This is a genomic window from Flavobacterium sp. LHD-85 (genome assembly GCF_030929595.1).
Classification (GTDB): Bacteria; Bacteroidota; Bacteroidia; order Flavobacteriales; family Flavobacteriaceae; genus Flavobacterium.
Map to the genome: position 1 here is coordinate 184,458 of NZ_JAVFVR010000008.1, position 13,299 is coordinate 197,756.

Sequence of the window (13,299 nt, forward strand, 5' to 3'; positions counted from 1 at the left end):
TACATTAAAACCTCGGAGGGGTGAAATATTTATAGATTACCATAAAGGAAATGAAGAAAGCTCCAGCGGAGCGACATATAATACGATTGTAGAAAAATATGTCGCTCTGCTGGAGCTTTGATTTTGTAATCGTTGATTATTTCTATAAATATTAAGCTTCTCCGAAGCATATAAAAAAAGGAGTTGCTTTTTTGAAACTGTCCTATTTTGTCTTTTGCCGAAGCTTAGCCGTTATTAGTCGAATTTTTAGTACAAGCGGATAATATAATTCTACTTTTATCTTAGTAATTAAATGGCAAGGCAAATGATTAAAGAAGATATAGGTTTTAGGGAAGCAGGGAAATTTGAAGAGACTCGTTTTGAGAAAATTCATAATGTTATTTTCGAATCATCGCAAGAAGCTTCTTTATTGGTCGCTCGAGAAATTGCCAATTTAATTCAGAGAAAGAATGAGCTGAACGAACCTTGCGTTTTAGGTTTGGCTACAGGATCTTCTCCTATCAAAGTTTACGAAGAACTGGTTAGAATGCACAAAGAGGAAGGGCTTAGTTTTGCTAATGTCGTTACTTTCAATTTGGACGAATATTATCCGATGGATAAAAATGATATTCAGAGTTATTATCATTTTATGCATGAGCATTTATTCAATCATGTCAATATTCTTCCAGAAAATATCAATATTCCAGATGGGCAGGTAAGTGCCGAGGAATTGCAGCAATATTGTATTGATTACGAGATGAAAATTATCTCTTACGGAGGATTAGATTTTCAGCTTTTAGGAATTGGAAGAACGGGACATATCGGGTTTAATGAACCTGGTTCGCATGTGAATTCAGGGACAAGAAGCATTACGCTAGATCATATTACCAGAGTCGATGCGGCTTCTTCTTTTTTAGGAATTGATAATGTTCCTAGAAAAGCCATTACAATGGGTATTGGAACCGTTAGAAATGCAAAAAGAATTGTTTTGCTTGGCTGGGGAATCAGTAAAGCAGGAATTATAAAAAATACAATCGAAGGAGAAATTTCTTCGCACGTTCCAGCTACGTATTTGCAAGAGCACAACAACACAACATTTGTTCTAGATACAGAAGCTTCATCTGAATTGACAAGAGTTAAAACGCCTTGGCTGGTTAAATCTTGTGTTTGGACTGACGAATTAAAATTAAAAGCGGTGGCTTGGTTGAGTGAGTTAACTAAGAAACCTTTCCTGAAACTGACTGATAAAGATTATAACGACAACGGAATGTCGAGTCTTTTGACGGAGGAAGGAACTGCATACGATTTGAACATTAAAATGTTTAATAAAATGCAGCAAACCATCACGGGATGGCCGGGCGGAAAACCCAATGCAGATGATACCTACAGACCGGAGCGTTCCACGCCGGAAAAGAAAAGAATTATCATTTTCAGCCCGCATCCAGATGATGATGTGATTTCGATGGGAGGAACTTTTGACCGTTTGATAGAACAGGGACATGAAGTGCATGTGGCGTATCAGACATCAGGAAATATTGCCGTTTCAAATGAAGAGGCATTGAAATTTGCTGAGATCTCAAAAGCATTGAATCCACATTCTAGAATGTCTGATAAATTAATAGAATTTCTTCAGAACAGATCGGGAAATGAGATTGATTCGCCTGAAGTAAGAAAACTAAAAGGATTGATTAGAAGAAGTGAATCTTTTGGCGCGACACGTTATTTAGGTTTGCCAGATTCTAATGTACACTTTTTAGATCTTCCGTTTTATGAAACAGGAACGGTGAAAAAGAATAATCTTTCAGATGCAGATATCGACATTATGTCTGCTATTATTGAAAGAATAAAACCGCATCAAATTTATGCCGCAGGAGATTTGGCAGATCCGCACGGAACTCATAAAGTGTGTTTGGACAGTTTGTTTGAAGCTTTGAAAAGATTAAAACAAGAAAGCTTTATGAATGATTGCTGGGTTTGGCTTTACAGAGGTGCTTGGCATGAATGGGAATCATACCAAATTGATATGGCAGTACCAATGAGTCCTGACCAAGTTTTAAAGAAACGACATGCTATTTTTTATCACCAGTCTCAAAAAGACGGCGTTATGTTTCAAGGTGATGACAGCCGGGAGTTTTGGGTGCGAGTTGAAGACAGAAACAGATTGACTGCAGAAAAATACCACAGCTTAGGATTAGCAGATTATTCGGCTATCGAGGCGTTTAAACGTTATCATTTCTAAGTGCTTTTGCAGCAATAAAAATAATAGACTATTTCATGGTTTATTTTGGTTAGTTACCTATAATTGAGAGAAAATGCGGTCGTGGTTGGCCGCATTTTCGTTTTTTATACGTTTTGTGTTTTTTAAGCGCAGATTTTTTTTACCGCAAAGTACGCTAAGGTTTACGCAAAGTTCGCTAAGATTTTATTTTTGTGACGTTTTAAAAATGAGCAAAAAAAGTTCGTAAAGCTTTGTGAGTAAACTTTGCGAACTTTGCGTTCTTTGCGGTTAAACCTAAATAGAAGAATTCAAGATTTTTTGCTTTACTTCGTCTATATAAGATCTTCCTATAACATATCGTAAGCCTTCAATTTCAATACTATTTCCTTCTACGGCATCAATTTTATCAATCGCAATCGTGTATGATCTATGTATTCTTATGAAATCTCTTTCTGGAAGCAAGCTTGTAAAATCAGATAAAGTACTGTGAATTATAAATTTACCTGAAGTGGTGCTTATTTTTAAATAATCTTTTAAACTTTCGATAACCAAAATTTCGTTCAAGAAAATCTTCTTCATTTTTTTCTTGTCGATTTTAACGAAGATAAAAGGATTCTCTTTACTGTTTTCTTGCGGAACTTTGCTGGTATTGTTAAGTCGTTTGTTGATCTTGTTTACCGCTTTCATTAATCTCGGAAATTCAATTGGTTTTACAAGATAATCCAAGACATCAAGTTCGTAAGTTTCAATCGCAAATTGGTCGTAGGCACTTGTAATGATTAATAAAGGTGGATTTTCTAAACTTTTAATAAAATTAATACCGTCTAAAACAGGCATATTTATGTCCAGAAAAATTACATCAATGGTATTGTTTTTTAAGAAATTCAAGCCTTCAATAGAATTGCTGAAGGTGTTTACTAGTTCTAAATCCTCAATCTGTTCAATATAATTTTTAATAACGTTTATTGCCAATGGCTCATCATCGATAATTAAACACTTTATTTTCATTTCTAAATATTATTTTAGGCCGATATTTGGTTTTTTGTAGGTATAGTTTTCTAAACCGATAAAAGCTAGGGCTTAAGTGACTTTTATAACTAGTTTAACGACAAAAATATTCTTTTTATTTTTAAATGAAAGCTTATAGTCATTTTTATTATATCCTAATTCCAGTCTTTTTTTGACGTTTTCAATACCTATACCACTTGCCTTGTTAAAATTATCTTTATGTACGGTAAATTCGGGCATAGGGTTTGAAATTGTGAAATATAAATAATCGCCTTTTACTTTAAATCTGATATCAATGAGAACATTTCCGGTGTTTTTGTTAACACCGTGCTTGAATGCATTTTCGACGAAAGTTAAAAGTAAAACGGGAGAAATTTCTTTATCGTGAATATCTCCAGAAATAGACATGTCCACTTCTAGACGTTCTCCGTTTCTAATTCTTTCTAAATCCAGATAATTCTGAATGCACAGAATTTCATTCTCCAAAGACTGTTTCTTTTCCTTTGTTTCATAAAGCATATAACGCATTAATTCTGAAAGTTTTAAAACAATTTTCGGAGTTTTGTTGGACTTTTCTACAGAAAGTGAATAGATGTTATTTAAAGTATTAAAGAAAAAGTGCGGTGAAATTTGAGATTTTAAAAACAGCAATTCCGTTTCTAATTGCGATTTTTCTAGATCGGTTACACGTCTTTGTTCCTGCAATAAATCGAGCGTGATTTTAATTGCAGTAACAAAAGTCATTACATACAATTCGCCCATCATCATATCTATTGTATAGTTTAAGGTAAGCGTATTAATAGTCTGCGGACCTTCGGGCCAAACGTTGTGCGTAATCAATAAATAAGTCAAGTTGAATTTTAAAACTACCATCACAAAAATCGCTGACAAAACAGTTACTATATATAGGAAGTATTTTTTTTTGTAAACCAAATGTGGCATCAGAACCAAAATATTCAGATAACATAATGCCATGTGAATAGGGAATCCTAATAAAGTGGTTTTTAAGGAATAAACATAATCGTTAAAATAGCTTCCCCATCGGAATGTATTAAACACAAAATACGTCAGCCAAAAGTAAACATGATAACGTATAGGTAAACTGTATGGTTTGTTTGAATTGAAAATCATAATCGTAGAATAGAATGTCGTTTGTTACTATTTTTTGATGTTTAGGGCTGTTTAAATGTCGTCCGTCTAAAAATGTTTTGGTAAAAATTGAATTTATCTAAATTTAAAGTTAAATTAATATTGTTTTGATATGAGGAAAATTACTCTGCTTTCTTTAACGGTAATTTTTACTGCAAGTTGCAAAATAAATGTAGATAAAAATACGCATCATAAAAGTTTTGCAACAAATTATGTAGATCCTTTTATAGGTACAGGAGGCCACGGACATACGTATCCGGGTGCGACAGTTCCGTTTGGGATGCTGCAAGTGAGTCCAGATAATGGAGTTTCTAGCTGGGACTGGTGTTCGGGCTATCATTATTCTGACTCAATAGTTTCGGGTTTTAGTCATTTACACTTAAGCGGAACAGGAATCGGTGATTTGGCAGATATTTTATTTATGCCGACAAACAAAAAGTTAGACTTAACCGCCAAAGCCGCTTCACGCGATTTCCTTCCGTATAAATCAAAATACAATCATGTACACGAAAAAGCAACACCGGGTTATTACCAAGTTTTTCTTGAGGATCCTAAAATCAATGTAGAATTAACGTCTACGCAAAGAGCCGCATACCATAAGTATACCTATAATAATAACGACACACAATCTGTTGTTGTCGATTTGGGTTTTGCCATTAACTGGGACAAAGCGGTAAAAACGTCTATCAAAATTGAAGATACCAATACTATTAGTGGTTATCGTTACAGCACAGGCTGGGCAAAAAATCAGAAAGTATTTTTTGTAGCGAAGTTTTCTAAACCAATTACAGAATCTATTATTACTGCTGATAAAAAAGTAGTTTCAGGTTCAAATGCCGAAGGCGAAAATACCGCTTTACAATTGTTCTTCGATTCTAAAAACTCTAAAGAATTAGGTGTTAAAGTAGCACTTTCTTCTGTAAGTGTTGAAAATGCAAAAGGTAATTTAGATGCTGAAGGCTATAGTTTTGAAAAAGCAAAATCGGATGCGACTTCAGACTGGAACAAAGCTTTAAGTAAAATTACAGTTGAAACGCCAGTTGATTCTCTTAAAACCATTTTCTACACCGCTTTATATCATGCACAAGTGGCTCCTGTAACGTATAGCGATAAAAACGGTCAATTTAGAAGAGAAGACGATAAAATCATTACCGCTAAAGATTATACAGCTTATTCTACATTATCACTTTGGGATACGTTTAGAGCAGAAAACCCATTGCTGACGATATTAGAACCAACAAAAGTTTCAGATTTGGTTAACTCTATGTTGGCGTATTATGAAACTAAAAAGATACTTCCGGTTTGGACTTTATATGCAAATGAAACCAATACCATGACAGGATATCATTCAATTCCGGTTATTGTGGATGCTTACATGAAAGGTATTAAAGGTTTTGATGCTGAAAAAGCTTTCGAAGCAATGAAAGCTACCATGATGCAGGACGAGCGAGGATTGAATTTTTACAAAAAATATGGTTACATTCCATACAACTTATTAGATGAATCAGTTACGATTACTTTAGAATATGCTTACGATGATTGGTGCGTTGCTCAAATGGCGAAAGCTTTAGGAAAAACAGCTGATTATGAGTTTTTCTCCAAACGTTCAAAAGCATACGAATATTTATTTGATGCCAAATCTGGTTTCATGAGAGGAAATTCTGAAGATGGAAAATCTTGGAACGAACCTTTCGATCCAAAACATTCAAACCATAGAGAACATACCGATTACACAGAAGGAAATGCTTGGCAACACAGCTGGTTTGTGCCTCATAACGTTGACAATTTTATTAAACTTCACGGCGGAAATGACACATTCACAAAACGTTTAGAACAATTATTCACAGAGAGTTCTGAAATTACAGGAAACAACGTCTCAGCAGATATTTCTGGTTTGATCGGACAATACGCGCACGGAAATGAGCCAAGTCATCACATTGCTTATATGTTCAATCATGCAGGACAGCCTTGGAGAACACAATATTGGGTGCGTCATATTTTGGATACACAATACAATACAACAGCAAACGGACTAAGTGGCAACGAAGACTGCGGACAAATGTCTGCTTGGTATGTATTCAGTTCAATGGGATTATATCCTATGAATCCAGCTTCTGGTGAATACGAAATTGGAAGTCCGATTTTTGAGAAATCAACTTTAAACCTTCCAAACGGAAAAACTTTTGTGATCGAAGCTGAGAATGTTTCAAACAAAAATTTCTATATCCAATCGGCTACTTTAAACGGAAAAGCATTTAATAAAACAGCAATTTCTCACCAAGAAATGCTAAAAGGAGGCGTACTGCATTTTGTAATGGGAGCGCAACCAAACAAAAACTGGGGTCTGAACTAACTAATTCAAAATAAATAATTTAATGAACATAATAGACGTATCAATCATTTTAATCTATATCGTACTCTCGGTCGGTATCGGAATCTGGATTTCAAGAAAAGCATCTAAAGGACTTGATGATTATTTCCTTGGCGGGAAATCAATCAAATGGTATTTTTTAGGATTGAGCAATGGCTCAGGAATGTTTGATGTTTCAGGAACTTCCTGGATGATTGGAGTTTTGTTTTTATATGGAGTAAAAAGTTTCATGTTTATGTGGCTTTGGCCAATATGGAATCAGATTTTTGTGATGATGTTCCTCGCAGTCTGGATTAGAAGATCAAAAGTAATGACGGGTTCTGAATGGATTTTAACTCGTTTTGGAAGCGACAAAGCAGGAAAAGCATCTCATATTATTGTAGCCATTTTTGCGATTATTTCTACGATTGGTTTCATCGCGTATTTCTTCGTTGGAATCGGAAAATTTGTAACCATCATTCTTCCTTGGGATTTGACAGTTCATCTAAATGACGGTGTTTTCTTAACTTCAGAACAGGCTTACGCTTTACTAATCATATTTTTAACTACCATTTATACGGTAAAAGGCGGAATGTTTTCTGTTGTAGCGACAGAGGTTGTGCAATATTTAATTATGATTGTTGCCGGAGTTTTGATCGCGGGTTATGCCTTTATTAATTATACAGATATTCAGATCAATTCGGTTATTACGCCAGAATGGAAGAATGTTTTCTTCGGATGGGAATTTGAAACACAATGGAGCGACAAATTCGAAACTTTCAACAGATTAATTGATACGGAAGGTTACAAAATGTTTGGCGCTTTTATCGGAATGACACTTTTTAAAGGTTTCTTCGCCAGTGTTGCAGGACCAACTCCAAGTTACGATTTACAAAGAGTTCTTTCTACGAAATCGGTAAAAGAAGCGGCTTATATGAGTGGTTTTACCAACTTGATTTTATTTATTCCTAGATATTTATTAATCACAGGAATTGTAGTTATTGCTTTAGTGAACCTAGCACCAGAATTAAATGCAAACGTGAATCTTACTGGAGCGGATTTAGAATTATTGATGCCAAAAGTCGTAAATCTTTATATCCCAGTTGGAATTAAAGGAATCCTTTTAGCAGGATTATTAGCAGCGTTTATGTCTGGATTCTCAGCTTTCGTAAATGCAGGGCCAGCGTATATTGTAAATGATATTTATAAAAAATACTTCAAGCCAGTTGCTTCAAATAAACATTATATCAAAGTAAGTCAGATTTCTTCTTTCTTGGTTGTTGGTTTGGGAGTTTTCATGGGATTCTTTGCAGATTCTATCAACTCCTTAACACTTTGGATTACAAGTGCTCTTTACGGAGGTTACGTTGCAGCCAACTTCTTAAAATGGATTTGGTGGCGTTTCAACGGATGGGGTTATTTCTGGGGAATGGTCGGCGGATTAATCGCAGCTTCTCTTCAATTCGTTTTAGATCAAAACAAAGGAAATTTAGCGGCAGGGACATTCTTGCATGATCTTTCGCAAGTGCCATCGATTTACTTATTCCCATTAATTTTTGGAATGTCAATTTTGGGTTGCCTTTTAGGAACTTACCTAAGCAAACCAACAGATATGGAAGTCCTAAAATCTTTCTACAGCAATGTTAGACCGTGGGGATTCTGGACTCCAGTTTACAAACAATTAAAAGCGGAAGATCAATCTTTCCAAAAAAATAATGATTTCTATCTAGATATGATGAATTGTGTAATTGGTATTGTATGGCAGTCAAGCATGATTTTGCTTCCAATTTATTTCATTATCAGAGATTATCCAAAAGCTTTAGTAGCATTAGCAGTTTTCTTAGTGACGACTACAGTGCTGAAGTTTACTTGGTTGGATCGAGTTAGGAAGATTGAAGAATAGAGGTTTTGTAGATACAAGATTAAAGAAGCAAGATTTTAAAAATTTAAACACATAGAAACATAGATTTTCTTGACTTTGAGAAAGGTAAGAGAAAGAAGCTAGTTTCTAACACATAGCTTTGAACATAGCCCGTAGTTTCAACTACGGGAACGTAAGATTGGACACAAAGCTATGTTTATTAAAACAAGTGAAATGCCTTTTATAGACAAAGCAAAACTATGTCTCTATGTGTTTAAAAAAGAATAAAACAAAAAACTAATACATAAAAAAAAACAAAAAATGAGTACTATTCCTTGGCAAGACAGACCCGAAAACAGTAAAGATGTAATGTGGAGATATTCTGAGAATCCAATTATCGACAGATATTCGATTCCTTCATCAAACAGTATATTCAATAGTGCAGTTGTACCTTTTGGAGGCGGATATGCTGGGGTTTTCAGATGTGATAACAAAGCAGTTCAGATGAATATTTTTGCTGGTTTCAGTAAAGATGGAATCAATTGGGATATCAACCATGAACCAATTGAGATGAAATCTGGAAATACAGAAATGATCGAATCTGCTTATAAATACGATCCGCGTGTGGTTTGGATCGAAGATCGTTACTGGATTACTTGGTGTAACGGTTACAATGGACCAACAATTGGTATTGGTTACACTTTTGATTTTAAAGAATTTTTCCAATGCGAAAATGCCTTCTTGCCATTTAACAGAAATGGAGTTTTATTTCCACAGAAAATCAACGGAAAATACGCGATGTTAAGCCGTCCAAGTGACAACGGACATACGCCATTCGGTGATATCTGGATTAGCTATAGCCCAGATATGAAATATTGGGGAGAACATAGATTGGTGATGAAACCAAGTCCGTTTGAGCAAAGCGCTTGGCAATGTACGAAAGTGGGAGCAGGACCAATTCCTATTTTAACTGATGAAGGCTGGTTAATGATTTACCACGGAGTAATCAATACTTGCAACGGTTTCCGCTACGCAATGGGTTCAGCACTTTTAGATGTTGATTCGCCAGATCAGGTAAAATACAGAACACAGCCTTATTTATTAGGCCCAGCAGAAACGTATGAAATGGTTGGAGACGTTCCAAACGTAGTATTCCCTTGCGCTGCTTTACACGATATTGAAGAAGATAAATTAGCGGTTTATTACGGTGCAGCCGATACTCACGTAGCTATCGCTTTCGGAAAATTAAGTGAAGTAATTCAGTTTACAAAAGATAATAGTTTATAATATAAAGATGCATAGTAGAAGTAAATTATTGTCCCTTGCCGTTTTTTTTGTTGGATTGATGACTTATGCGCAATCTGAAAAGGAGGTTATACCGAAAAGTTATATTGCTTATAAAACTTCAAAAGAAATTGTTATTGACGGAGACGGCACAGATAAAGACTGGGAAAAAGCAGCTTGGACAACACCTTTTGTCGATATAGAAGGCGTTGAGAAACCAAAATACAATACTCAAGTCAAAATGTTATGGGACGATAATTACTACTATATCCTGGCAAAAATAGAAGAGCCTCACGTTTGGGCAAACCTAAAACAACGCGATACGATTATTTTTTACAATAATGATTTTGAAGTTTTTATCGATCCGGATAACGATACTCACAACTATTATGAATTAGAAATTAATGCATTAAACACCGCTTGGGATTTATTTATTAATAAACCTTATAGAGAAAAAAATACGGTTTTAAACGACTGGAATATTACAGGTTTAAAATCGGCGGTAAAGGTGGACGGAACTTTAAATAATGCTTCCGATACAGATAAGGGCTGGACATTAGAAATCGCAATTCCGTGGTCAGTTTATAAAACATCTTATTTCGATGATATTGTTCCGAAAGATAAATTTTGGAAAGTCAATTTCTCTAGGGTAAATTGGCAGCATTCAATTGTTGATGGAAAATATGAACGCAAAAAAGATTCAGAAGGAAAGTTTCTCCCAGAATACAATTGGGTTTGGTCGCCTATGGGAGTCATCAATATGCATGAGCCCGAAAAATGGGCTTATGTATACTTTTCTTCAAAAGAAAGCGATGATAAATTTACAATTCCGCAGGAAGAAAAAGTAAAATGGGAACTGTATACGTTGTACCGCGCTCAAAAGAGATATTTCGATAAGAATAAATCATGGGCAAAATCACTGCAAAGTATCAGTAAAAAAAATATAGTTGTTGATGGAAAAGTTTTAAAACCAGTTTTAGAAAATCATTCATCAGGATTTAATATCTTGGTACAGAGTCCTTTTTCAAACAAAACCTTAATAATTAAAGAAGATGGTAAAATTATTACGAACGAATAAGTTGCAAAAACTATTAAAAGTTTTATTAGTAGCGCTTTCGCTGAGTTTATTCTCTTGCGGACAAAAAGAAAATAAAGATCAGCAAAACGGAAAATTCACTTTTGGTGTTTGGACAACTGCTGATGCTAAAAAATCGGATGCAGATTATTCAAAAGAATTCAAAAAATACAAAGACGGCGGAATTGACGAAGTTTTAATTAACACGCAAACCGATCCGAAACTATTAGCAAGATTAGTTCCGCTTGCAAAAAAAGAAGGACTAAAAGTTCACGCTTGGATTATGGCAATGAACCGTCCAAATGATTCAGTTGCTTTACAGCATCCAGATTGGTATCAGGTTAGCAAAGAAGGAAAATCTTGTTTTGATAATCGTCCTTATGTAGATTATTACCAATGGCTTTGCCCAACTAAAGAAGAATCCAGAAATCACGTTTTAGGGTTAGTGGAAGGTTTGGCAAAAGTAGAAGGAATTGAAAGCGTACATCTAGATTACATTCGTTTCCCAGATATTTTCCTGCCAATCAGTTTATTGCCAAAATACAACTTAGTTCAAGATGTAGAATTGCCACAATTTGATTTCTGTTATTGTGATGCCTGCGTAAGTAAATTCGAAAAAGAACATCATAAAAATCCAAAAAATAGCCACAACACTTCAATTGATATGGAGTGGAAAAACTTCAGATTAAATGCAGTAAAAGCTGTAGTTGACGATGCGTATAAAATTGCTCATAAACATAATAAGAAATTAACAGCAGCCGTATTTCCTTATCCAGAAATGGCAGATCACATGGTTCGCCAACGTTGGGATAAATGGAATATTGACGAAGTATATCCAATGATTTATCATAGTTTTTATGATGAAGAAATTGACTGGGTAGGTTACGCAACCAAACAAGGTGTAGCCGATTTAGAAGGAAAACCGACAAAAGTAAATACAGGAATTTATATTCCGGGATTAAAATCGGATGCAGAATTGAAAGAAGCCATTTTACTGGCTAAGAAAAATGGCGCAACTGGAGTTTCTTTTTTTGACGGAAACGCCTTATCAGATAGTAATTTGAAAACAATTGCAGCCGTAAAAGCAGCCTTGTAGTCGATTTTACTGGGATTAAAAAGTATTACTGATTAATTTAGCAACATCAAGAATATTTTATTTTTGAAAGTTGAATTAAAACCAAAAGACATGTCAAATAGAAGAGATTTTATAAAGAAAACCACTCTAGGCACTTTAGCCATAAGTTCTGTTTTGGGCGTAAGCGGATTTGCAGCCAATCATGAAAATGAGCCAGAAGTAGAATCAAAAGAAAAAAAACAGACAAAACCGATTATCATCTCGACATGGAATCACGGTTTGCCTGCTAATAAAGAATCTTGGAAAAACCTAAAAGAAGGAAAATCAGCATTAGATGCCATCGAAGCTGGAATGAAAATACCTGAAGCTGATCCGAATGTACGCAGTGTGGGTTATGGAGGATATCCAGATCGCGAAGGAAAAGTGACTCTTGATGCTTGTATCATGGATCATAATAGTAATTGTGGTTCTGTTTGTTTCTTACAAGGAATCATGCACCCAATTTCTGTTGCAAAAAGAGTGCTTCAAAATACACCTCACGTAATGTTAGCAGGGCAAGGCGCTTTGCAATTTGCTTTGTCTGAAGGCTTTAAAGAAGAAAATTTATTGACTCCAGAATCTGAAAAGGATTGGAAAAAATGGCTGGAAGATTCTAAATACAAGCCAGTTATTAATATAGAAAATCACGATACCATAAGCATGCTAATGTTAGACCAAGATGGCAACCTTTCTGGAGGATGTACCACGAGCGGTGCAGCTTGGAAAATGCACGGACGCGTCGGTGACTCCCCAATAATCGGCGCGGGTCTTTTCTTGGATAACGAAGTGGGAGCAGCTGCTGCAACTGGTTTGGGAGAAGCGGTTATTAGAACTGCAGGAAGCGCAATGGTAGTCGAATTAATGCGTCAGGGAAAATCTCCTTTTGAGGCTTGTAAAGAAATCACAGAACGTATTTACAACAAACATAAAAACCACAAAGACATGGAATACCTACAAGTTGGTTTTATTGCGTTGAATAAAAACGGTGATTACGCAGGTTACAGCTTAAGATCAGGATTTAATTACGCCGTTTCTGATGACGTAAAAGGCCACAGAATGGAAGACGCGAAGTTTAAAATGTCTTGGGATAAATAATTATCACGTTTAGAACTTTGTCAAAGTTTCAAACTTTGACAAAGTTTTATGACACTGTTTTGTCATTCCGAGGAACGAGGAATCACACTCGGGATTCGACAAAGATTGGCGACATTCTGTGAGGAGTTTCTAGTGTGATTCCTCGTTCCTCGGAATGACAAACAAA

Annotated in this window: 9 protein-coding genes; 7 read left to right on the forward strand and 2 right to left on the reverse strand. The window is 35.3% G+C overall.

All coding sequences use genetic code 11. The features are described from left to right. The first annotated feature begins 304 nt into the window (after nucleotides 1–304). The gene (nagB, locus tag RB618_RS14850) at nucleotides 305–2,218 is read left to right on the forward strand and encodes a glucosamine-6-phosphate deaminase (RefSeq protein ID WP_308069452.1); all 1,914 of its coding nucleotides are present in this window, start codon (nucleotides 305–307) and stop codon (nucleotides 2,216–2,218) included. 273 nt (nucleotides 2,219–2,491) lie between these two features. On the opposite strand, the gene RB618_RS14855 is transcribed toward nagB, so the two are convergent. Next, nucleotides 2,492–3,205: a LytTR family DNA-binding domain-containing protein gene (locus RB618_RS14855; protein WP_111375893.1), complete on the reverse strand. Its 714-nt coding sequence runs from the start codon at nucleotides 3,203–3,205 to the stop codon at nucleotides 2,492–2,494. Nucleotides 3,206–3,277: 72 nt separating this feature from the next. Next, the gene (locus RB618_RS14860; RefSeq protein WP_111375894.1) at nucleotides 3,278–4,336 is read right to left on the reverse strand and encodes a sensor histidine kinase; all 1,059 of its coding nucleotides are present in this window, start codon (nucleotides 4,334–4,336) and stop codon (nucleotides 3,278–3,280) included. A 130-nt stretch (nucleotides 4,337–4,466) separates the two neighbouring features. Between RB618_RS14860 and RB618_RS14865 the strand changes: the two genes are divergently transcribed. The 6 genes from RB618_RS14865 to RB618_RS14890 all read left to right on the forward strand — a co-directional run bounded on the left by RB618_RS14865 (nucleotide 4,467) and on the right by RB618_RS14890 (nucleotide 13,133). Further along, nucleotides 4,467–6,707 (forward strand): GH92 family glycosyl hydrolase, encoded by a 2,241-nt coding sequence (locus RB618_RS14865; RefSeq protein ID WP_308069453.1) that lies wholly within the window; start codon nucleotides 4,467–4,469, stop codon nucleotides 6,705–6,707. A gap of 22 nt (nucleotides 6,708–6,729) precedes the next feature. Then, a complete protein-coding gene (locus tag RB618_RS14870; RefSeq protein WP_308069454.1) occupies nucleotides 6,730–8,607 on the forward strand; it encodes a sodium:solute symporter family protein in 1,878 nt (625 codons plus the stop codon). Between the two features lie 279 nt (nucleotides 8,608–8,886). Then, nucleotides 8,887–9,852: a glycoside hydrolase family 130 protein gene (locus RB618_RS14875; RefSeq protein ID WP_308069455.1), complete on the forward strand. Its 966-nt coding sequence runs from the start codon at nucleotides 8,887–8,889 to the stop codon at nucleotides 9,850–9,852. Between the two features lie 7 nt (nucleotides 9,853–9,859). Next, nucleotides 9,860–10,927 (forward strand): carbohydrate-binding family 9-like protein, encoded by a 1,068-nt coding sequence (locus RB618_RS14880; RefSeq protein ID WP_308069456.1) that lies wholly within the window; start codon nucleotides 9,860–9,862, stop codon nucleotides 10,925–10,927. Then, entirely contained in the window at nucleotides 10,902–12,020 is a 1,119-nt protein-coding gene (locus RB618_RS14885) for a putative glycoside hydrolase (protein ID WP_308069457.1), read from the forward strand. Before RB618_RS14880 ends, RB618_RS14885 begins: the two co-directional genes overlap by 26 nt. 90 nt (nucleotides 12,021–12,110) lie before the next feature. Then, a complete protein-coding gene (locus RB618_RS14890; protein ID WP_308069458.1) occupies nucleotides 12,111–13,133 on the forward strand; it encodes a N(4)-(beta-N-acetylglucosaminyl)-L-asparaginase in 1,023 nt (340 codons plus the stop codon). Nucleotides 13,134–13,299: the final 166 nt, after the last annotated feature.

Excerpts from the sequence above, each read along its gene's own strand:
- nagB (WP_308069452.1), top strand. The coding sequence starts at position 305 with ATGATTAAAGAAGATATAGGTTTTAGGGAAGCAGGGAAATTTGAAGAG.
- RB618_RS14855 (WP_111375893.1), bottom strand. The coding sequence starts at position 3,205 with ATGAAAATAAAGTGTTTAATTATCGATGATGAGCCATTGGCAATAAAC.
- RB618_RS14860 (WP_111375894.1), bottom strand. The coding sequence starts at position 4,336 with ATGATTTTCAATTCAAACAAACCATACAGTTTACCTATACGTTATCAT.
- RB618_RS14865 (WP_308069453.1), top strand. The coding sequence starts at position 4,467 with ATGAGGAAAATTACTCTGCTTTCTTTAACGGTAATTTTTACTGCAAGT.
- RB618_RS14870 (WP_308069454.1), top strand. The coding sequence starts at position 6,730 with ATGAACATAATAGACGTATCAATCATTTTAATCTATATCGTACTCTCG.
- RB618_RS14875 (WP_308069455.1), top strand. The coding sequence starts at position 8,887 with ATGAGTACTATTCCTTGGCAAGACAGACCCGAAAACAGTAAAGATGTA.
- RB618_RS14880 (WP_308069456.1), top strand. The coding sequence starts at position 9,860 with ATGCATAGTAGAAGTAAATTATTGTCCCTTGCCGTTTTTTTTGTTGGA.
- RB618_RS14885 (WP_308069457.1), top strand. The coding sequence starts at position 10,902 with ATGGTAAAATTATTACGAACGAATAAGTTGCAAAAACTATTAAAAGTT.
- RB618_RS14890 (WP_308069458.1), top strand. The coding sequence starts at position 12,111 with ATGTCAAATAGAAGAGATTTTATAAAGAAAACCACTCTAGGCACTTTA.